The sequence below is a fragment of the Dinoroseobacter sp. S124A genome (assembly GCF_049801015.1).
Classification (GTDB): domain Bacteria; phylum Pseudomonadota; class Alphaproteobacteria; order Rhodobacterales; family Rhodobacteraceae; genus Dinoroseobacter.
Map to the genome: position 1 here is coordinate 420001 of NZ_JBNAGD010000005.1, position 20989 is coordinate 440989.

Annotated in this window: 20 protein-coding genes (1 of these 20 cut by a window edge); 10 read left to right on the forward strand and 10 right to left on the reverse strand. The window is 65.3% G+C overall.

Features of this window, described 5'->3' with window-relative positions; translation table 11 throughout:
- Together msrP and ACP15I_RS15100 are read right to left on the reverse strand one after the other, a co-directional pair.
- Positions 1–665: the 5' portion of a protein-methionine-sulfoxide reductase catalytic subunit MsrP gene (gene msrP / locus ACP15I_RS15095; protein ID WP_424965350.1), read on the reverse strand. The gene continues 244 nt to the left of window position 1, outside the view; only the first 665 of its 909 coding nucleotides appear in the window; it begins with the start codon at positions 663–665; its stop codon lies beyond the left edge, outside the window.
- Positions 666–729: 64 nt separating this feature from the next.
- Positions 730–2232 carry an FMN-binding glutamate synthase family protein gene (locus ACP15I_RS15100; RefSeq protein ID WP_424975726.1) on the reverse strand — a complete coding sequence of 501 codons (1503 nt, stop codon included), beginning with the start codon at positions 2230–2232 and terminating at the stop codon, positions 730–732.
- A gap of 267 nt (positions 2233–2499) precedes the next feature.
- Here ACP15I_RS15100 and ACP15I_RS15105 point away from each other — a divergent pair, with 267 nt between their 5' ends.
- The 3 genes from ACP15I_RS15105 (at position 2500) to ACP15I_RS15115 (ending at position 4470) form a co-directional block, all read left to right on the forward strand.
- Positions 2500–2991, forward strand: a complete 492-nt coding sequence (locus ACP15I_RS15105; protein WP_424965352.1) for a fasciclin domain-containing protein — start codon at positions 2500–2502, stop codon at positions 2989–2991.
- Positions 2992–3065: 74 nt separating this feature from the next.
- Complete coding sequence (locus ACP15I_RS15110) at positions 3066–3557, forward strand: fasciclin domain-containing protein (protein WP_424965353.1); 492 nt, start codon at positions 3066–3068, stop codon at positions 3555–3557.
- Positions 3558–3717: 160 nt separating this feature from the next.
- Positions 3718–4470 carry an SDR family NAD(P)-dependent oxidoreductase gene (locus tag ACP15I_RS15115; protein WP_424975727.1) on the forward strand — a complete coding sequence of 251 codons (753 nt, stop codon included), beginning with the start codon at positions 3718–3720 and terminating at the stop codon, positions 4468–4470.
- A gap of 29 nt (positions 4471–4499) precedes the next feature.
- On the opposite strand, the gene ACP15I_RS15120 is transcribed toward ACP15I_RS15115, so the two are convergent.
- Positions 4500–4808, reverse strand: a complete 309-nt coding sequence (locus ACP15I_RS15120; protein WP_424965355.1) for a thermonuclease family protein — start codon at positions 4806–4808, stop codon at positions 4500–4502.
- Between the two features lie 142 nt (positions 4809–4950).
- Here ACP15I_RS15120 and ACP15I_RS15125 point away from each other — a divergent pair, with 142 nt between their 5' ends.
- The gene (locus tag ACP15I_RS15125) at positions 4951–5178 is read left to right on the forward strand and encodes a helix-turn-helix domain-containing protein (protein ID WP_424965356.1); all 228 of its coding nucleotides are present in this window, start codon (positions 4951–4953) and stop codon (positions 5176–5178) included.
- A 15-nt stretch (positions 5179–5193) separates the two neighbouring features.
- Here ACP15I_RS15125 and ACP15I_RS15130 read toward each other — a convergent pair whose 3' ends face one another.
- Both ACP15I_RS15130 and clpB read right to left on the reverse strand, forming a co-directional pair.
- Positions 5194–5715: a hypothetical protein gene (locus tag ACP15I_RS15130; protein WP_424975728.1), complete on the reverse strand. Its 522-nt coding sequence runs from the start codon at positions 5713–5715 to the stop codon at positions 5194–5196.
- Positions 5716–5826: 111 nt separating this feature from the next.
- On the reverse strand, positions 5827–8442 hold the full coding sequence (gene clpB / locus ACP15I_RS15135) for an ATP-dependent chaperone ClpB (protein ID WP_424975729.1): 2616 nt from the start codon (positions 8440–8442) through the stop codon (positions 5827–5829).
- Positions 8443–8637: 195 nt separating this feature from the next.
- Between clpB and pyrF the strand changes: the two genes are divergently transcribed.
- Positions 8638–9342, forward strand: a complete 705-nt coding sequence (gene pyrF, locus ACP15I_RS15140) for an orotidine-5'-phosphate decarboxylase (protein WP_424975730.1) — start codon at positions 8638–8640, stop codon at positions 9340–9342.
- Between the two features lie 21 nt (positions 9343–9363).
- Here the strand turns inward: pyrF and ACP15I_RS15145 are convergent, their stop codons facing one another.
- Together ACP15I_RS15145 and ACP15I_RS15150 are read right to left on the reverse strand one after the other, a co-directional pair.
- The gene (locus ACP15I_RS15145) at positions 9364–9645 is read right to left on the reverse strand and encodes an NfeD family protein (protein ID WP_424965360.1); all 282 of its coding nucleotides are present in this window, start codon (positions 9643–9645) and stop codon (positions 9364–9366) included.
- Complete coding sequence (locus ACP15I_RS15150) at positions 9645–10532, reverse strand: SPFH domain-containing protein (RefSeq protein WP_424975731.1); 888 nt, start codon at positions 10530–10532, stop codon at positions 9645–9647. Before ACP15I_RS15150 ends, ACP15I_RS15145 begins: the two co-directional genes overlap by 1 nt.
- 192 nt (positions 10533–10724) lie before the next feature.
- Here ACP15I_RS15150 and ACP15I_RS15155 point away from each other — a divergent pair, with 192 nt between their 5' ends.
- From ACP15I_RS15155 to ACP15I_RS15165, 3 genes are all read left to right on the forward strand, one after another.
- Entirely contained in the window at positions 10725–11642 is a 918-nt protein-coding gene (locus ACP15I_RS15155) for an MBL fold metallo-hydrolase (protein ID WP_424975732.1), read from the forward strand.
- Between the two features lie 530 nt (positions 11643–12172).
- Entirely contained in the window at positions 12173–13030 is an 858-nt protein-coding gene (locus ACP15I_RS15160; protein WP_424975733.1) for a penicillin-binding transpeptidase domain-containing protein, read from the forward strand.
- Positions 13031–13619: 589 nt separating this feature from the next.
- Positions 13620–14015 carry a metallopeptidase family protein gene (locus ACP15I_RS15165; RefSeq protein WP_424975734.1) on the forward strand — a complete coding sequence of 132 codons (396 nt, stop codon included), beginning with the start codon at positions 13620–13622 and terminating at the stop codon, positions 14013–14015.
- A 371-nt stretch (positions 14016–14386) separates the two neighbouring features.
- Here the strand turns inward: ACP15I_RS15165 and ACP15I_RS15170 are convergent, their stop codons facing one another.
- Positions 14387–16060 (reverse strand): NAD+ synthase, encoded by a 1674-nt coding sequence (locus tag ACP15I_RS15170; RefSeq protein WP_424975735.1) that lies wholly within the window; start codon positions 16058–16060, stop codon positions 14387–14389.
- A gap of 203 nt (positions 16061–16263) precedes the next feature.
- On the opposite strand from ACP15I_RS15170, the gene ACP15I_RS15175 reads away from it, so the two are divergent.
- A complete protein-coding gene (locus tag ACP15I_RS15175; protein WP_424975736.1) occupies positions 16264–17739 on the forward strand; it encodes a 2-isopropylmalate synthase in 1476 nt (491 codons plus the stop codon).
- A gap of 6 nt (positions 17740–17745) precedes the next feature.
- Here ACP15I_RS15175 and ACP15I_RS15180 read toward each other — a convergent pair whose 3' ends face one another.
- Both ACP15I_RS15180 and ACP15I_RS15185 read right to left on the reverse strand, forming a co-directional pair.
- Positions 17746–19269 (reverse strand): cryptochrome/photolyase family protein, encoded by a 1524-nt coding sequence (locus ACP15I_RS15180; RefSeq protein WP_424975760.1) that lies wholly within the window; start codon positions 19267–19269, stop codon positions 17746–17748.
- A gap of 5 nt (positions 19270–19274) precedes the next feature.
- On the reverse strand, positions 19275–19940 hold the full coding sequence (locus tag ACP15I_RS15185) for an SDR family oxidoreductase (protein WP_424975737.1): 666 nt from the start codon (positions 19938–19940) through the stop codon (positions 19275–19277).
- A 125-nt stretch (positions 19941–20065) separates the two neighbouring features.
- On the opposite strand from ACP15I_RS15185, the gene ACP15I_RS15190 reads away from it, so the two are divergent.
- Entirely contained in the window at positions 20066–20863 is a 798-nt protein-coding gene (locus ACP15I_RS15190; protein WP_424975738.1) for a hypothetical protein, read from the forward strand.
- Positions 20864–20989: the final 126 nt, after the last annotated feature.

Here is a 20989-nt window from a genome sequence, read left to right on the forward strand (position 1 = left end):
GACTTGATCGACTTGAACCCGTATTTCCACGGCACGACCAGCCGGATCGGCGCACCGTTCTGCTTGGGCATGGGCTCGCCATAGATCCCCGTCCCCATCAGGGTCAGCGGATGCATCGCCTCATCCATGCGCAGCCCCTCGCGATAGGGCCAGTCGATATTGCTGCGCCCGGCCTGCCCGCGCATCTCTTCGGGGCGCACCAGCGTCTCAAAGGCCACGTATTTCGCCCCGGGCTGCGGACCGAACTTGGCGAGGATCTTGCTCAGCTCGATCCCGTTCCACGGAATGACCATCGACCAGGCCTCGACACAGCGGAAGCGATAGATCCGCTCCTCGATCTCGGCCTCATCCACCAGATCCGCGATGTCATAGGTGCCGGGCCGGTCCACGAGACCGTCCACCTTGATCGACCAGGGGTCCGTGGTCAGCGCCGAGGCATAACGCGCCGGATCCCCCTTATCGGTGCCGAACTCGTAGAAATTGTTGTAGCTGGTGATCTCTTCAAAGGTGTTGGGCTCTTCCCCGCCCGCGAAATCCCGCGCCGAGACCTGGCTTCCGGCCATGATCCCGGCCGCAGCCGCGCTGGCGAGAAAGCTGCGCCGGTTCAGGAACACGTCCTTGGGGGTGATGTCGGAATATCTGAGGTCTGGGCGAAAGCGCGTCATGGAGGTCTCCGGTTCTATTCGCTTGAGATAGGCGAACTGAGGCCGAGGTCCAAAACACAGGCGCTCACGTTGTAGCGGGTTCCTGAAATACGGGGTGCAACTGGTCGAACGGGACCGATGTGCCGTTGGGCTGCACAAGGCGCACATGATGACGGCGCATCTGGCGCGGCTCCTGCACCCCCACGGAATGAGAGATCGTCTCGACCTCCTTCACCAGACCGGTCGCGTAATTCGCCACGCGCTTGTACTTCTCCTCGACCACGAGCCCTTTCTGAAACCGGGGATCATGGGTGGTGATGCCCGTGGGGCAGGTGTTCTTGTTGCATTTGAGCGCCTGGATACAGCCCAGACTGAACATGAAGCCCCGCGCCGAGGTCACGAAATCCGCCCCCGCCGCCAGGGCCCAGGCCACATCGCCCGGATTGACCAGCTTGCCCGAGGCGATCAGACGGATCCGCTCGCGCAGCCCGTATTCACTGCGCAGGTCATCGACCATGGGCAGCGCCTCGCGCACGGTCATCCCCACCAGATCGATCAAAGGCATGGGCGCGGCCCCGGTGCCGCCCTCGCCCCCGTCCAGCGTGATGAAATCCGGCGCACTCTCGGGGCCGCGCCGGTTGATGGCCTCGAAAAGCTCGCGAAAGGGGCGTTCCGCCCCGGCCACCATCTTGATGCCCACGGGCTTGCCGGTGACCTCGCGCACATGATGCACGAAATCCAGCAGGTCCTCCCAATCGTCGATCTCCACATGGCGGTTGGGCGAATAGCTCGTCTGCCCCACCGCAAGACCGCGCACCTCGGCGATCTCGGCGGTCACCTTCTCGCCGGGCAGGATCCCGCCCTTGCCGGGCTTGGCCCCCTGGCTGAGCTTGATCTCGAACATGCGCACGGTCTCATGGGCGGCCATCTTCGCCAGTTTCTCGTCATCCAGCGCCCCCTCGGGCGTGCGCACCCCGTATTTCGCCGTCCCGATCTGATAGACGATATCCGCGCCCCCGGTCAGGTGATGCGCGCTCAAGCCCCCCTCGCCCGTGTTCAGCCAGCATCCCGCCGCCTTGGCCCCCTTGGACAGGGCCAGCACCGCCGGTTTCGAGATCGCGCCATAACTCATGCCCGAGATGTTGAAGATCGAGCGGGCCACGAAAGGCTGTCGCGCCGTGGGACCGATCAGCATGGGCCCGGCGGCGCTCGCCTGCTCGTCCAGGGGCGGAAAGGCCGCGTTCACGAAGATCGGTGTGCCCACCACGCTCAGATTGCGGGTCGACCCAAAGGCCACCGTGTTGCCCTTGCCCGAGGAGGCCCGGCTCACCCATTCCCGCTGGGCGCGGTTGAAGGGCAGCTCCTCCCGGTCCATTGCAAAGAAGTATTGGCGAAAGAATTCGCCCAGGGTCGAGAAGATATGCCGGAACCGTCCGATCACCGGGTAATTCCGCCGGATCGCGTCGGCGGTCTGCATCCGGTCGATGACAAAGAGCACGACAAGCCCTGCCGCGATCGCCCCCAGAACCAGAATGAACCCGTTCGACAGGACCCGGGCGACCCAGTCCGCGCTCTCCATCATATCCATCGCTCACCTCCGCAATATCTTGCCAAGGCTAGGCATCCCCCCGCCGCAAAACCAGCCCGGAGGCGATGAATTCCGAAACACTTTGCCGTCATTTGTCACGACGCTTCACAAAAATGTGTCTCGCATTCAGCTTTTCAGAGGGCTTAGGCCCAGCGCCGCTGTCGTCAACTCCGTCGGCGGAAAGCCCCGCTCGAAAACACACCTAACTGCCCGTCATCGAACAAGAGATCCGCCATGGGGGCGGATGTTTGACAGGGAGATACACTCATGATCCGCAGAACTTTTCTCGCCGCTTCCACCGCAGTGATGATGGCCGGTGCGGCCTTCGCGATGAGCGACGACGACAAGGCAAAGGATATCGTTGACGTGGCCGTGGAAGCCGGCAGCTTCGGCACGCTGGTCGCCGCCGTTCAGGCCGCCGGTCTGGTCGAGACCCTCAAGAGCGAAGGTCCCTTCACGGTCTTCGCACCCACCGACGAGGCCTTCGCCGCCCTGCCCGCAGGCACGGTCGAAGACTTGCTCAAGCCCGAGAACAAGGATCAGCTGACCGCGATCCTGACCTATCACGTGATCCCGGCCAAAGTGATGTCCGGCGATCTGTCCAACGGCATGGAAGCAGCCACCGTGCAGGGCAGCTCGGTCAAGATCATGACCGAGGGCGGCGTCACCGTGGATGGCGCGACCGTCACCGCGGCGGATATCGAAGCCTCCAACGGTGTCATCCACGTGATCGACACGGTCATCTTGCCGACCATGTAAGGTCACCCGCCCACTGGTTCGGCCGGGGTTCCGGCCGGACCAGCACCACACTTTTGAAGAAAAGAGAGACCCCAATGAACCGTCGTTTCGCACTCAAGTCCTTGGCAGCCGCCGGTGCCGTCGCCTTCGTCGCAGCATGTGACCCCATGGCCAGCACCTCCCCCGATATTGTGGATATTGCCGCATCTGATAGCCAGTTCTCCACCCTGGTCGCCGCCGTGGGCGCCGCCGGCCTCGTGGACACCCTCAAGAGCGACGGCCCCTTCACCGTCTTCGCCCCGACCGATGAGGCCTTCGCCAAACTGCCCGCCGGCACCGTGGAATCCCTGCTGGAGCCGGGCAATATCGATCAGCTGACCGCGATCCTGACCTATCACGTGGTGCCCGGTGCGGTGACCTCCGGCGATCTGGCCGGCGCCATGCTCGACGTCGCCACCGTGCAGGGCGGCACCGTCAAGGTCGACGGCACCGACGGCGTGAAGGTCAACGATGCCACCGTCATCGCGGCGGACATCATGGCCTCCAACGGCGTGATCCACGTGATCGACACGGTTCTGCTGCCCTGATCGGGACCCGACCCGCGTTACCAGTGCTCTGATTTCGAGTACCCAAGCCCCCGGCGCCGCCGCGTCGGGGGCTTTTTCGTGCAAGCCCCGCCCCCTCTTGTCTGCGCCCGGAGCTTCCCGCACTCTGAGCCCAAAGCGCCCCGCGCAAATGGGAGATCACATGTCCGAGAAAATCGCCGTCGTCACCGGAGCCGCCCGCGGCATCGGCCTCGCCACCACGCGCCTCTTCACCGATTCCGGCTGGAAGGTCGCGATGATCGACCGCGACGGAGAGGCGCTCGCCGATGCGATCACCAGCCTCGACAATGTCCACGGGATCGATTGCGACGTCTCGGATGCGGACTCGGTCTCGGGGATGATCGCCGAGACCCTGCGCAAGTTCGGGCGGATCGATGCGCTGGTCAACAATGCCGGCGTGGCCGATTTCGGTCCGATCGAGGATACGACCTACGCGCGATGGCGTACGGTGATGGCCACCAATCTGGACGGCCCCTTCCTCTGCGTGCAGGCCGCGACCCCGGCCCTGCGCGAGACCGGCGGGGCCATCGTCAACATTTCCTCGATCTCGGGCCTACGCGCCTCGACCCTCCGGGTGGCCTATGGCACCTCCAAGGCGGCGGTGATCCAGCTCACCCTGCAACAGGCCGTCGAGCTCGGCGAATATGGTATCCGGGCCAATTGCGTCTGCCCGGGCCCCGTGCGCACCAAGCTCGCCATGGCCGTCCACTCGCAAGAGATCATCGACGCCTATCACGACGCGATCCCGCTCAACCGCTATGGCTCGGAACAGGAAATCGCCGAGGCGATCGCCTTTCTATGCTCGGACAAGGCCAGCTATATCACCGGGCAGGTGCTCGCCGCCGATGGCGGGTTCGAGGCCACGGGCATCGGCCTGCCCGCCCTGCGCCGCTAGGGGCGTCGCCCCTCAGGCGCGACCGGCCGTCAGCGCATCATCGTGGCGTGGCCCGAGGCGATCAGGGCCGCGCCGATATCCTCGCCATCCGCCTGACAGGTACCCGAGGCAAAGCTCTGGATGCCCGCCCCCTGCATCTGGCAGGTCACGAGCTTGCCCTCGACAATCGCGCGCAACATCTCGGCCGCCGCTTCGCCCTGCGGACTGTTCGGCGGGGGCACCGCGATCCCTTCGAGCCGAACCGCCGTTCCGGACATCACGAGGGTTCCGGCATCGGCCACATAGACATCCCCCTTGGGAGCCGCGAGCAACAGAACGAAGGCCACGAGGGGAAACATGCGAAGGCTCCTTTTCTACGGTTCGGGACAGGATCCGCCGATCCCGTCAAGAAACCGTTAAAAGCCTAATGATTTATACTTTTTGTATCAACTATCATCTTCTGCGTTGCCATAGATTAACGCCTGTGACACATACCTCGCCATGAAGATCGGAACCATCATCGCGCGGGCGCGCCGGGCCACGGGGCTCAAGCAGAAAGAGCTGGCCGATGCGGCCGGCGTGCATGTGCAGACCCTCAAACGCCTCGAGGGTGGGTCCGGGGCGGGCTATGACACGGTCCGGGCCCTGGAAAAAGCGCTGCGCAAACATGGCGCGCGGTGGGAAGAGACCGAGACGGGCGTGCGGCTGACCGTGGATCTGGACGGCTAGGCGCCCGCGCGACCGCTAGCCGTTCTGCGCCGCATTGCAGTCGCGCGCAGCCTCGATCGCCTTCATCGTCCCGGTCAGATCGACCACGAATGCGAAATCCGTCTCGGGCAGAACGATCATCTCGTATTGCTGCATGATATCGGTGACGAATTGCGGATCATCCGAGATGATGTAGCCACCCTGATACCCGTCCCGCAGGCCCGAGCTGAGCGTGCGCGCCGAGCCCACATAGAGGTTCTCGCCCAGCAGCACCGCGACCGTTTCCTCCCCCGTCTCCAACGGGGTGTCCTGTTTGGTGAACACGCCCAGATAGCCAAAGCCGCGATCCACGGTCAGGCCCATCTGAACAACATTCTCCGCCGCATCGACCTTCTCGATCATGCAGGTCTTCCGGTCCTCATTGACAAAGACCGTCCAGCCTTCGATCGACCCATAGGCGCTGAACGTGGTGCCCGGAGCGGGCAGGACATCGGAATTGGCCTGCGCCATGGGCGCGGTGCAGGCGAGCGCTGTGGCAAACACGAGGGGTCGGAACATGGCTGGGCCTCCTGATCTGGCGATGTCCTCCTGACACTGACCGGCCCCCGTCACGGACGCAAACAAAAAAGGCCCCCGCATCCGGGGGCCTTCCTCAGGTGCCGTCTGGCGTCAATGGACCACCGCATCCTCCGGCGGTGTGCGCTGGGAACTCGACACGCGGTCCCCGACCAGAAGACCATCGGCCCCGGCACTGATCGGAATGCTGTCGCCATCGGACAGATCCCCCGACAGGATCATCTCCGCCAACTGGTCCTGCAGGGCCCGCTGGATCACCCGCTTGAGCGGGCGCGCGCCAAAGACCGGGTCATAGCCCTCATCGGCAAGCCAGGTCCGCGCACTGTCATCCAGTGCCAGCGTCAGCTTGCGCCCATCCAGCCGCTTTTGCAGCAGGGCGAGCTGGATATCGACAATCGCGTCCATATCCTCGCGCACGAGCCGGTCGAAGATGATCGTCTCGTCCAGCCGGTTGAGGAATTCGGGCCGGAAATGGGCCCGGACCGCATCCATCACGTCGCGCTTGGCCCCGCTCGTATCGGCCCCGTCGGGCAGCTGGCTCAGCGCCTGCGCCCCGAGGTTCGAGGTCAGCACGATCAGCGTCTGCTTGAAATCGACGGTCCGGCCCTGCCCATCGGTGAGCATCCCGTCATCCAGCACCTGCAACAGCACGTTGAAGACATCCGGATGCGCCTTCTCGACCTCGTCGAACAGCACGACCTGATAGGGCCGCCGCCGCACCGCCTCGGTCAGCACGCCGCCCTCGTCATAGCCGACATAGCCCGGAGGTGCCCCGATCAGCCGCGCGACCGCGTGTTTCTCCATGAATTCGGACATGTCGATGCGCACCATCGCGCTGTCATCGTCAAAGAGGAACTCCGCCACGGCCTTGGTCAGCTCGGTCTTTCCGACCCCGGTCGGCCCGAGGAAGAGGAACGAGCCCAGAGGCCGGTTCTCGTCGTTCAGCCCCGCCCGCGCCCGGCGCACCGCATTGGCCACCGCACGCACAGCGGATTTCTGACCGATGACCCGACGCCCGATCTCATCCTCCATCCGGAGAAGCTTCTCACGCTCGCCCTCCAGCATCTTGGAGGTCGGAATGCCGGTCCAGCGCTCCACCACCGAGGCGATCTGCTCCGGGCGCACGGCCTCCTCGACCATCACGTCGCTCTCGCCATTCTCGGCGGCGGCCAGCTGCTTCTCGAGCCCCGGGATCACGCCATAGGACAGCTCCCCCGCGCGGCCCAGATTGCCCTCGCGCTTGGCGATCTCGAGCTCGGCCCGCGCCTTGTCGAGCTGCTCCTTGAGGTCCCGCGCCGCGCTCAGCTTGTCGCGCTCGGACTGCCACTGGGCGGTCATCTCTGCGCTGCGCTGCTGCAGATCCGACAGATCCTTTTCCAGGCTCGCGAGACGGTCGCGCGAGGCCAGATCATCCTCCAGCCGCAACGCCTCCGCCTCGATCTGCTTCTGCAGGATCTCGCGGTCCAGCGCGTCGAGCTCTTCGGGCTTGCTGTCCACCTCCATGCGCAGCCGCGACGCCGCCTCATCCACGAGGTCGATCGCCTTGTCCGGCAGGAACCGGTCGGTGATATAGCGGTGGCTCAGGGTCGAGGCCGCCACCAACGCACTGTCCGAAATCCGCACCCCGTGATGCAGCTCGTATTTCTCCTTGATGCCCCGCAGGATCGACACCGTGTCCTCGACCGTGGGCTCCTGCACGATCACCGGCTGGAACCGGCGGGCCAGGGCGGCGTCCTTCTCGACATATTTGCGGTACTCATCGAGCGTTGTGGCCCCGACACAATGCAGCTCCCCGCGCGCCAGCGCCGGTTTCAGCAGGTTCGAAGCATCCATCGCCCCATCCGCCTTGCCCGCGCCCACAAGCGTGTGCATCTCGTCGATGAACAGGATGATCTCACCCGCCGCCGCCGTCACTTCCGACAGCACGGATTTCAACCGCTCCTCGAACTCGCCGCGATATTTCGCGCCCGCGATCAGGCTGCCCATGTCCAGCGCCATCAGCTTCTTGTTGCGCAAGGATTCAGGCACATCGCCATTCACGATCCGCAGGGCGAGCCCCTCGGCAATCGCGGTCTTGCCGACGCCCGGCTCGCCGATCAGCACCGGGTTGTTCTTGGTGCGACGGCTCAGCACCTGCATGGCGCGGCGGATTTCCTCGTCGCGCCCGATGATCGGGTCGATCTTGCCATCGGCCGCGGCCTCGGTCAGGTCGCGCGCGAATTTCTTGAGCGCATCATAGCCCGATTCCGCCGAGGCCGTATCCGCCGTCCGCCCCTTGCGAATGTCGTTGATGGCCCCGTTCAGCTTCTGGGCGGTCACGCCACCCGCCTCCAGCGCGCTCTTGGCGCCGGATTTCGTCACGGCCAGCGCGGTCAGGATGCGTTCCACCGGGACAAAACTGTCGCCGGCCTTGGTCGCGATCTTTTCCGCCTCGTCCAGCACCTTCGAGGTCTGGGCATCCAGATAGGTCTGCGCGCCATCGCCCGACACTTTGGGCAGCTTGTCCAGCGCCGTCTCCAACGCCTCGCGCACCCGCGCCAGATCCCCGCCCGCGCGTTCGATCAGGTTGGCCGCCAGGCCCTCGTCATCATCCAGAAACGCCTTCAGAAGATGCTCGGGCACCATCCGTTGGTGATTTTCCCGCATCGCAATGGTCTGGGCGGCCTGAAGGAAGCCGCGCGACCGCTCCGTGAACTTTTCCAGGTTCATCGGTTTCTCCTTTTTCCAAGCGCTTGCCCGGTGAGACGCCCGCTTCGCGGCACATCTGTTGCAAGCCTCACATCTCAGATGGGCGTGAAGAAACCGTTGCGCAAGAGCCACAGACCCGAAATCGGGCGCGAAAAAGCGCCCCTTGCAGGGGGGCCGGGCCTCTGGCAGGGGAAGGCAGCAACCATGGAGGCCCCGATGACGCAAACCGCAGATGATCGCCTGATTGTGGCGCTGGATGTTCCCAACGCGCTGGCCGGGCTCGAACTCGCCGGCAAGCTCGGGGATGCGGTGTCCTTTTACAAGATCGGGCTGGGGATGCTGACCGGCGGGGGGTTGGCGCTGGCCAATGAGTTGAAGACCGAGCATGGCAAGCGGATCTTTCTCGACATGAAGCTCTTCGATATCGGCGCGACCGTCGAGGCGGCGGTGCGCGGGCTGGCCCAGTTCGAGATCGATTTCCTGACCGTCCATGGCGATCCCCACGTGGTCGCGGCCGCCAAGCAGGGCGCCGCCGGGTCGGACATGAAGATCCTCGGGGTGACGATCCTGACCTCGCTGGACCGGGCGGATCTGGATGCCTGCCTGATGCCCGAGGGGCCGGTGCAGGATCTGGTGCTCGAACGCGCGGGCCGCGCGCTGGAGGCCGGGGCCGATGGCGTCATCGCCAGCCCGCAGGAGGCCGCGGTGATCCGCGCCCTGCCCGAGGCGAATGGCAAGCTGATCGTGACACCGGGCGTGCGCCCGACCGGCGCCGCGCTGGGGGATCAGAAACGGGTGGCCACACCCGCCAAGGCAATCGCCGACGGGGCCGACCATATCGTGGTCGGGCGCCCGATCTGGCAGGCCGCGGCCCCGGCCGCCGCCGCGCGCGCCGTGCTGGCCGAGCTGCCCACCGCCTAGCGGCCGTGGCGCGAGCCCGGCCTAGTCGTCGTTGATGTCATGCTCGAAGGTCTTCACCTGCCCCTGACGCAGGCCGAAGATCCGCCGCAGGGCCAGCCACGCGATCAGCGACAGCACCGCAAAGATCAGGCAGAGGATCGGGACGGATTGCGTCCAGCCGAGCTCCGCCGGGGTGACAAGCAGCAGCCCACCCACGAGCCCCGCGCCGATCGCGATCCCGAGAAAGATATAGCCGGGCGCCAGCATCTCGACAAAGCCGAGGATCAGCGCCGCCGCGAACCAGAACCATGGCGTGACCAGCATCAGCCGCGCCCTTTCAGCATGTGGAAGGCATTGGTGAAGGCATCCACCGCATCCGCAGGGACGATGACCGTCTGTGTGCCTTGGGAAGACCCCACCGCCGTGAGCGCCTCGACCTGTTTCAGCGCGACCTGATACTGCGCCGCCTCCAGCCCGTTATCCTGAATGGCCCGGGCCACGGCGCTGGTGGCATAGGCCTCTGCATCGGCGAGCACCCGGCGGGCCTTCGCCTCCTGCTCGGCGGCATAGAGCTCCGCATCGGCGGCCAGCTCCACCGCGCGTTTCTGGCCCTCGGCCTCGGTGACCTGGGCCCGGCGCGCGCGCTCGGCATTGAGCTGCTGCAACATCGCCTCGCGCGTGGCCGCATCCAGATTGACGTCGAGGATCTCGGCCCGGGTCACCTCGATCCCCCAGTCATCCACTGCATCCTCGACCAGCGCCTTGATCTGGCTGATCAGCTGGCTGCGGTTCGACTGCACCTCGTCCAGCTCCATCTTGCCGATCTCGGCCCGCACGATCCCGGCGACGGTGGTGGCAATCGCGCCGTCCACATCGCGGATCCGGTAGACCGTGCGCTCAGGCTCCAGGATCCGGTAGAACACGCTGGTCTCCACCTGCACCAGCACGTTGTCACTGGTGATCGCGTCCTGGCTGGCATTGGGCAATTGCCGCTCGAGGATCGACACCTCATGGGCGACCCGGTCGAGAAACGGCACGATGAAATTGATCCCCGGCCCCAGCACCGCGCGCAACCGCCCGAACCGTTCCACCACATGCTTCTCGGATTGCGGCACGATCCGAATCCCGAGGAACACGCAGAGCAGGATGAACGCCGCCAGCAGCAGGATCACGAGATTTTCCTGTACCAGCGTGAGAAGCAGGTCTTCCATGGCAAAGCTCCGTTACCGGCACGCCCCCTTGGCCTGCCCCGGGCGTGTCCGCCGCGCCCGCAGAGTAACAGTATCCACGGGGCCGTAAACGGCCCGATAACGTCTCGGCGACCTCCAACCAAAATGGCGATTGGGCGCTCGCCAAATTGTCGCAGCGCGCTAGATATGAGCGATCACTCAAGGAGACGAGACATGAGCACATTCACACGCCGCCAAGCCCTCGCCGCAGGTGCCGCCCTGCCCCTGGCCGCCGCCGCCGGCAGCCCGGCACTGGCCGCCGCCGACATGAAGGGCGCCACGGTGCCGACCCATAACCGCATCAAGCTCGGCGGGTTCGAGGTAACGACCCTCTTGGCCGGCACCACCAAGCGCGACGAGATCCAGTCGATCTTCGGCATGAACGTCTCGCCCGAGGAATTCGCGAAGGTCAGCGAAGAGAACTTCATCCCCGCCGACGCCTCGCAGTTCTTCTTCACCCCGACGGTCGTGAACACCGGCAGCGAGCTGGTGCTTTTCGACACCGGCCTGAACCCCGACGGCATCACCAGCGCCCTCGCCGCCGCAGGCTACAGCCCGGATCAGGTGGACACGGTGGTCCTCACCCATATGCATGGCGACCATATCGGCGGGCTGATGTCCGGCGATGACCCGACCTTCGCCAATGCGCGCTATATCACTGGCGCGGCCGAGCATAACCACTGGTCCAACGCGGCCAATGACCGGTTCAACACCAATGTCGCGCCGCTGAACGAGCAGTTCTCCTTCCTCGATGATGGCGGCTCGGTCGCCTCGGGCATCACCGCCATGGCCGCCTTCGGCCACACCCCCGGGCACATGACCTACCGGATCGAGAGCGAGGGCCAGGCCCTGATGCTCATCGCGGATCTGGCGAACCACCCGATCTGGTCGCTGGAGCGTCCCGACTGGGAAGTGCGCTTCGACATGGACAAGGCCGGGGCCGCCGCCTCCCGCCGCGCGGTGCTGGGCCAGATCGCCGATGAGCGGATCCCGATGATCGGCTACCACATGCCCTTCCCCGGGGTCGGCTTCGTGGAAACCCGCGGCGACGGCTTCCGCTACATCCCGCACAGCTACCAGCTGATGCTCTGAACACGCCCCCTCTCGGGACGACAAGCAGGCCTCCGGGCCTGCTTTTGCGTTTAGGGGGGCTGAAGGCTCTGTGGGCTCTGCTCGCGGTGTGTGTCGCGAACAGAGCCCGCCCGGTCTCGTGAGTGGTGACGCCCAGCGCCGTCCAACAGGGTGTGCGCCCTAAGGTGTGTCAGACGCTCGCCACGGTGCATAGCGACACGCATGCACCGGGCGTTTGGGGCCAGGAGGACCGGGTGTTCCCGCCTGTGAGTGACATTTAGGGATGCGCCGATACCGCTACCATCGCGCGATTACGTGACAAACCCGCAGGCCACCCCGCATGTATGTGCGCGCCCCGATCCCCGGGCCGGCACTCCGGCACATTTCTGCCACCCGACCGAGTTCGTCGCATGACGGCTTGTCTCCGGAACGACAAAGGCGGAAGCCATGTCCGACCCCAATGCGGCCCAACCCGCCGACCCTTGTGGCCTCCCGCCCGGATGGTCAGCGCCGATTGGACATGACAACACCCAACCACAGTGACCTGCCCCATGCCTTTCCAGACCGCCATCGCCGCTTGCTCCGTCTGCGCTCTGATCGCCTGTCTCGCGGGCGAGGCGCGGGCCGAAACACGCAGCGTCATCGCCGCAGCCCCTCTCGCCAAGGAGATGACCGGGCGCGATGTCAGCTTCCTGGCCCGCGATCTCGAAACGCAGGAGGCCTGCCTCCTCGAGAACAGCGATCTCGAAACACGCCATGGCCCCTGGTCAAGCTTCAAGATCCCCAATCTGTTGATCGCGCTGGAAACCGGCGCGGCTGACGGTCTGCATGCCGCGCGATCCTGGGATCCGCAACGCCGACCGGCGGCGGGATACTGGCCCGAGGACTGGCGCCGGGACCAAACACTCGAAAGCGCCTTCAGACGGTCGGCCGCCTGGTATTTTCGGGATATCGCCCTCGATGTCGGCGCGCAGACCTACCGGACAGTTCTCGACGCGTGGCGCTATGGCAATGCCGCCGCGCCCGAAGCGTCGGACAGGTTCTGGCTGGACCGAACCCTGCGCATCTCGGTCTCGGAGCAGGTCGCATTTCTCTCCCGCTTGCTCTCGGGGTCTCTCGATGTGGCGCCAGAAAACCTAGAGGCGCTCACCACAGCAAGCCTCGACCGTCGCAGCCCCGAGCTCAGCCTCCACGGCAAGACCGGATCGGGGCCCCTCGTCCCGGGGGATTTCTCACGCCCCTTCGAAGGTTGGTATGTGGGATGGGTGGCCAGAACCGGAATGCAACCGATCCCCTTCGCGCTCTATGCCCGTGCCGCCACCTATGGCGAGATCAGGAATTTCCGGCGCGAGTTTGCCCTCCGGATGCTCACGGAGTGCGGTTATCTCCCGGACGGGTTCGACCGCTGACCGACGGCACGCGCCTCGGGCAGCCGGTCGCGACCCCGCCGCGGAACCGATCAGACGGATCTTGCTGTTGTCGACAAGCGCCCCGCCGATCCCGATGCAGCTCCGGCCTCTCGCGGACCGCCAGTCGCTCAGCCCGGAAACCTCTGGCGCGACCAGACGCATAGGTGGCGGAAGTTGCCGAGCTCAGAGCCACCGCTCAGAGTGCTGGCATGAGCAGGTCGACATAAGTCTTGGAGGAGCTCGGGCAGGCGAGATGCTCCGTCGATCATTCGGAACTCCGAAGTGACTGCCGATACGCGCAAAACTTACGGCAGGGAACATCCGGGGGGACACCAAGGGGCGTGGTCGTCCATCTGTCTACATTGCGAGGGCTCTGGACCAGGACTGACTTGAGTGCATTCCAGAGGCTATCGCAGGATGTGCCCACCGAGCGACCAGACACAGTGCGGCGAGGGGCCGTGGCCGCAACTGTCGCCGAAGCGGCGAAAACACGATCTATCGGCTCGGGCTCAAATGCGTCCTTCGAAACAGTGGCGGGCCGCTCCTGCCCCTCTCTTCCCTCGCCGCCCCGTGCCTGCGATAGAGGGTCATGTCTGACCGCGCCCCCGATCTCACCGCTTTTCTACAGATGGCCCGCGCCACGGTGGCCGAGTTTCCCGCGCCCTTTGCGGCGCTGGCGGCGGAGGTTTCCATCGTCATCGAAGAGATGCCTCAGGACTGGATGCTCGACGATCTCGACATCCCGGATCCGCTCGATCTGACCGGGCTCTATGACGGGGTGCCGCTGACAGAGAAATCCGTCTTCGATCAACCGATGCAGCCGGACACGGTCTGGCTCTTTCGCCAGCCGATCCTCGCAGAATGGCGCGAGCGCGAGGGCGTGCGCCTTCCCGATCTGATCGCCCATGTGACCGTCCACGAGTTCGCCCATCACTTCGGCTGGTCCGATGAGGATATCGCCGCCATCGACCGCTGGTGGGAGTAGTGTTGCGCGATTTGGGGGGTAACGCGCGCCCGTGCCCGACACTTGCCCGACACATGTCCGACAGCTGTCCGACGGGGGGCCGACCGCCGTCTGGCAGGCCCGGCGCGCCCCTTTCCGGGGCCGCGTTGCGCCGGTTCGCACCGGTCTGCAGCGGGCTTGCGCGGGTGGATCAGGGCGCGATCCGCGAGGGCATAGGAGACGTCGGCCCGCACCGCTCGGCCCTGCCGTCGCGGGACCAGACCCGCCGCGCCGCACCTGCGCGCAAGCCGTTCCGGCGGACCTGTTAGAAGGGCACGGGTCCACTGCTTCCGCGCCCCTGAGCGCCAGCCTTCCGACCCCCAGGACCCGGTTTCAGCGTGGTTCAGAGCGTGTCAGTGGTTGCGCGTCGCCGAGGTGTCGCGCCAGCGGTTCACAATGGGATAGCGCCGGTCGAGCCAAAAGGCCCGCTCGGTCAGCCTTGCGCCGGGTGCCGATTGGAACCGCTTGTATTCACTGATGAAAATCAGGTGTTCGACTTTCTTGACCGTCTCAAGCTCGAACCCTTCGGCGACCAGTTCCGCCACCGAGGCTTCGCGGTCGATCAGGCCTTCGAGGATCGCGTCGAGCACCCCATAGGGCGGCAGGCTGTCCTCGTCCTTCTGATCCTCGCGCAACTCCGCCGACGGGGCCTTGTCGATCACCCGCTGCGGGATCACCTCGCCCGCCGGTCCCATCATCCAGTCGCGATGGTTCTCGTTGCGCCAGCGGCAGGTCTCGAAAACCCGGGTCTTGTAGAGATCCTTGATCGGGTTGTAGCCCCCCGCCATGTCGCCATAGATCGTGGCATAGCCCACGGCGACCTCGGACTTGTTGCCCGTGGTCAAAAGCATCTCGCCGAACTTGTTGCTCAGCGCCATCAGAAGCAACCCGCGCAACCGCGATTGCACATTTTCCTCAGCAATCCCCGGCGAGGTCCCGTTGAAGAAGGGCGCCAGCGCCTCCGAGACTGCGGCGCGCGGCCCGGCGATGGGCAGCGTATCCAGCGGGCAGCCAAGGCGGTCGGCCACGCCGGCCGCATCCTCGAGCGAGTGCTCCGAGGTATATTCCGACGGCAGCATCACGCAGCGCACGTTCTCCGGTCCGATCGCGTCGGCCGCGATCGTGGCAACGATCGCGCTATCGATCCCCCCGGACAGGCCGAGCAGCACCTTGCCGAAACCCGACTTGCGCAGGTAATCGCGCAGGCTCTCGACCATCACCCGGTAATCGGCCTCCCATTCGTCGGGGAGCGCGGCCTTCTCGCCCTCGCGGATCCGCCAGCCCTCGGGCGTCTCGTCGAGATCCAGATGGGTGATCGCCTCATCCATGGCGGGCATCTGCAAGGCCAGCGCCCCATGGGGGTTCAGGGCAAAGCTCGCCCCGTCAAACATCTGGTCGTCCTGTCCGCCCACCATGTTCAGATAGATCAGCGGCAGACCGGTCTCGATGACCCGTGCCACCATCAGGTTGAGCCGGGTGTCATGCTTGTTGCGGTGATAGGGCGAGCCATTGGGTACCAGCAGGATCTCGGCCGCCGATTCCGCGAGGGTCTCGGTCACATCCGGATACCACGCATCCTCGCAGATCGGCGTCCCGATGCGCAGGGGCCCGATCCGGTACGGCCCGCTCACCGGCCCCGAGGTGAAAAGCCGTTCCTCGTCAAACACATCCGCATTGGGCAGGTGATGCTTGAGCACCCTCGCCACCACGCGCCCGCCTTCGAGAATGGCATAGGTGTTGTAAAGCTTGCCGCCTTCGATATGCGGCGATCCGATGCCCAGCGCGGGCCCGTCGGCGCAATCCTGCGCCAAGGCGGCCAGCACCCGCTCCGCATCGGCGGCAAAGGCCGGACGCATGACCAGATCCTGGGTCTGGTAGCCGGTCAGGAACATCTCGGGCAGGGCCACGAATTGCGCGCCCGCCGCTTTGCCGGCCTCCCAGGCCGACAGGGCCTTGGCCGCATTGTCATCCAGCGCCCCGAGGGTCGGGTTCAGCTGGGCCAGGGTCAGGCGAAAGGTCTGGGTCATCTGGGGCGCCTCGGATTGACTGTCGCTGCGAAGCATCGCTTCGCCGTTGGGGCGTTTGTAGCAGGTCCTCCGCCGGGCGAAAGGCTCGGCGCGCCTTCGCGGCCCCCCGCCTAGCCCATTGCCCCCTGACGGGAGGTCCATTAGCCTTTTGCCCAACGAGAACGCCGCCGCATCCCGCGCGCAGGCCCGACAGGACAGAACCCATGCCGCATAAGTCTCCGCCCGTCTCTTCCCTGCGCCGGATCGCCCTGACGGCGGGCCTTCTGCTGGCCGCGCAGGGCCCGGCACTGGCTCAGGACGGGGCCATTGTGAAGCAATTCGACGATGGCGGGATCTATGAGGGGACCTTTGTTGACGGGCTGCAGGACGGGGTCGGCACCTATACGCTCCCCAATGGCTATGTCTATTCCGGCGAATGGGTCCGCGGCGAGATCCGCGGACAGGGCGAGGCCCGCTTCCCCAATGGCTCGGTCTATGTGGGCAGCTTCGTGAAGGGCAAACCCGAGGGGCAGGGCCGGATCACCTATCCCGATGGCGCGACCTTCGAAGGCGACTGGGTCGATGGCCGGATGACCGGAGACGGCACAGCGAGCTATGCCGATGGCGCGCTCTACACCGGCTCTTTCCTCAATGGCCGCCAGAACGGTCCGGGCCGGATGGAGGCCGCGGATGGCTATATCTATGACGGAGACTGGGTCGACGGCGTGATGCATGGACAGGCCCGGATCACCTATGCCGATGGCGCGGTCTATGAAGGCACGGTCGTGGCGGGCGAACGCACCGGGGCGGGCCGACTGACCCGACCGGACGGGCTCGATTACGATGGCGAATGGGCGAATGGCCAGTTCAACGGACAGGGGCGCCTGATCCAGCCCAATGGCGACATCTATGAAGGTACGCTGGTCAATGGGTTGCTGCAGGGCGAAGGCACCATGATCTATGCCAGCGGGCTGCGCTATACCGGCAGCTTCGCCGACGATCAGCGCCACGGGCAGGGCGTGTTCGAAGGCCCCGATGGCTACCGCTACGAAGGCAGTTGGGTCGAGGGCAAGATCGAGGGCGAAGGCACCGTCGTCTATCCCGACGGCTCGCGCTATGTGGGCAGCTTTGTGGACGAGAAGCCCCATGGCATGGGCGAGATCACCTATCCCGACGGTTCCACCTATGCGGGCACCTGGGTCGCGGGCGTGATCGAGGGCGACGGTGTGGCGCGCTACGCCAACGGCATCGTCTATGAAGGCCAGTTCCGCAACGCGCTGACCGACGGGACCGGCACGATCACCTATCCCAACGGCTACAGCTATACCGGCGGCTGGGTCGCGGGCGAGAAGGAGGGCGAAGGCACCGCCACCTATCCCGACGGCTCGGTCTATAGCGGCGCGTTCCGGGGCGGGATGCGCGAGGGCGAGGGCGTAGTCGTGCTTGCGGATGGGTTCCGCTACGAGGGCAACTGGACCGGCGGCGAGATCAACGGCTTTGGCCGCGCCACCTATGCCAATGGCGATGTCTATGTGGGCACGTTCGAAGGCGGCAAACGCTCGGGCCAGGGCACGCTGACCTATGTGGGCGGGCAGGTCGAATCCGGCGAATGGCAGAACGGCGCGCTGTTGCGCAATGGCGGCGAAGCACCGCCCAGCCCTGCCACCCAGGATGACGACGCGGCCACGCCGACCGAGTAACCCCGCCTAGATCCGTTCGCCCCGGTCGAGCCGCGCCAGCAGGTCCTCGGCCTCGGCCAAGACAGTCTCGCGCCGTGTCTCGTCCATCCGGTCAAAGGTCCGGTACATCTGCGCCATGCGCGGATTGCCCTCGAACTTCGCGCGATGCCGGATCAGGAACTGCCAATAGAGCAGGTTGAACGGGCAGGCCCCCTCCCCTGTCTTCTGCTTAACCTTGTAGGCGCAGGATTTGCAGTAATTCGACATCCGGTCGATATAGGCGCCGCTCGACACGTAAGGTTTTGAGCCCAGCACACCGCCATCGGCAAACTGGCTCATGCCGATGACATTCGGCGCCTCAACCCATTCATAGGCATCTGCATAGACCGCGAGATACCACTCATGCACCGCCGCCGGATCGATCCCGGCCAAGAGCGCGAAATTGCCCGTCACCATCAGCCGCTGGATATGGTGGGCATAGGCCTCGTCCCGGGTCTGGCCGACCGCCTGCGAGACACAATGCATATCCGTGTCGGCATCCCAATAGAAGGCCGGCAAGGGCCGGTCGTGGCCCAGCGCGTTGCGCTGCGTATAGTCGGGGCCTTCGCGGAAATAGATCCCGCGCATGTATTCCCGCCAGCCGATGATCTGGCGAATGAACCCCTCTACTGCGTTGAGCGGCGCGGTTCCGTCCCTGTAGGCGGCCTCCGCCGCGTCACAGGCCGCGCGCCAATCCAGCAGGCCCGTATTGATGTATTGCGCGATCACCGCGTGATAGAGAAACCGGTTCTCTGACAGCATCGCGTCCTGATAATCCCCGAATTTCGGAAGCGCATGCCGGATGAAGTGATCCAGCGCCTGCTGGGCCTGCTCTGCATCGGTGGCGAACCAGAAGGGCGTGAGCTCTCCGAAATTCTCGCCGAAACGGTCCGCGACGAGGGCGAGCACCTCTTCGGTGACCGCATCGGGCGCAAAACGCAGCGGCCCCTCGAAAGCCACATCCTCGGGTGCGGGTTTGCGGTTGTCGTGGTCGTAGTTCCACTTGCCGCCCTCGGGCTTGCCCCCCTCCATCAGGTAGCCTGTCTTGCGCCGCATTTCGCGATAGAAATACTCCATCCGCAGCTGCTTGCGCCCCTCGGCCCAGGCATCGAATTCCGCGTGGCTGGCCAGAAACCGCGTGTCGGGCATCTGGTGGACCGGCAGCGGGCAATCCTCCAACGCCGAGATGAGCCGCCATTCCCCGGGTTCCGTGGCGATGACCTCGGTCGCGCCCAGCGCGTCGGCACGGCGGAGAAGCTCGCCGGGGATCGACTGCGTGTTCTCCGGATCCTCCAGCTCGGTATAGGCGACAGTCCAGCCCTGATCGCGCAGCCGGGCCGCGAATTTCCGCATGGCGGCAAAGAGAAAGGCGATCTTCTTGGGGTGGTGGGGCACGTAGGAGGCCTCGTCCATCACCTCCGCCATGACCACCACGTCGCGGCCAGCCTCCGCCTCGGCCAGGGCGGCGATCTGGGGCGAGAGCTGGTCGCCGAGGATCAGGATCAGTCGCAGCGCGCTCACCAGGGCACCTCGGCCCCGGACCAGTCGAAGAACTGCCCCGTCTGGGCCGCGCCCACCCGGTCCATGACCCGGACCAGATTGGCCGCAGCCTCGGCCGGCGGAACGGACGGGTGGCGGCCGAGATACTTGGCCGTAAAGGGCGTCGCGACCGTGCCCGGATGCAGGCAAACCACCGCGGCCTCGCGATGGGTGCGCGCGATTTCGATCGCCGCCGTGTGGACCAGCTGGTTCACCGCCGCCTTCGCCGCGCGGTAGCTGTACCACCCGCCCAGCCGGTTATCCCCGATCGATCCGACCCGCGCCGAGAGCACCGCAAAGACCGCAGGACGGTCCTTGGGCAAGAGCCGTTGCGCATGGCGCAACACCAGCGCAGGCCCCGCTGCGTTCACCAAGAACTGGTCCAAAAGGGCCTGCGGCGTGAGGTCGCGCAGGGATTTTTCGGGGGCAGAACCGGCAATTTCCAAGGCACCGGTCGCAACGATCACCCGGTCGAACACCCCCTCCAGCGCGCCGAGCTGGGTGTCGACCGCTGCAGCGTCCGTGACATCGAAGCCCGTCTCACTCCTGGACAGACCTATGATTTCATGTGTTTTTTCGAGCTCGACCTGCAACGCGGCACCGATACCGCCCGAATTGCCGAGGATCAGCGCGCGCGGGGCCATAGCGTCTCTCCTTGTCATCGGCGTGACACTTAGGTCGCAGCGGCAATCTGCCGAGGGCTTTTATTAAGGAATTCAGAGTAGCCTTTCAGAAGGCTGAGGGAGGTAATGTAGAGTGAGACTGACGAATGACCAGACTATTCATTGCCGCGCTCGCATCCCTGTTGCTTGGGGCTCCTGCGTCCGCGATTGAGCTACACCTTCTGAGAAGCTTCCCGTCCGATGGCCCCTCGGGCCTCGCCTATGATCGCAATTTCTGCGGCCTTTGGGTTGCGAACGAGACCGGCACGGTCCGGCTCATCGACCTCTGGGGCAACGAGGTGCGCAGCTTCGAAGCGCCGCTTCACCGGGTTGATGCGGTCGCCGTCGAAGGTGACCACCTGCTGATCTCTGACGGCTCGGGCCTCTATCAACGGGTCTCGCGCGATGGCAAGGCTCTGGGCGAGCCGTTCCGGCTGTCCCTGACCCTGCGGGATACGGACGGCCTTTATGTGGACAATAGCAGTTCGGACTACTGGGTCGCGGATGACACGGCAGCCGAGATCGTGCAGATCCGCCAGGATGGGACCACGGTGCGCCGCCTGATCGGCTACATGCAGAGCCCGCAACTGATGGAGCCTCAGGGCATCACCCAGGACCCGGTCCATGGCACGATCCTCGTGGTGGATGACGCCGATGCGTCCGACAGCCTGTTCGAGTTCGATGCCGATGGCGTGCTGCAATCGGTGACCTCTCTGCAATTCGCGGGCAATGACGCCGAGGGCGTCACGATCAATGCAGAGGGCACCCAGGTCTATGTGGCCTTTGACGAGGGCGGCGTGATCGCGGTCTTCGACTACAGCCCCACAAGTGTGGGATCGTTTGGCGAAGCGCTGCCGTCGGCCTGCATGATTTCCAGCTTGGAATTCGCGGAGCCGCCCGTATAAAGGGGCCCATGACGCTGCAAACCGCCTCTGACACGATGTTGCCGCGCGCCATGACCGGCGCGCGCCTTCCTGCACGTCTCCTTCTTCTTAGCCGCCTCTGAGCGTGCCGTCCGGCGCGACCGCTCA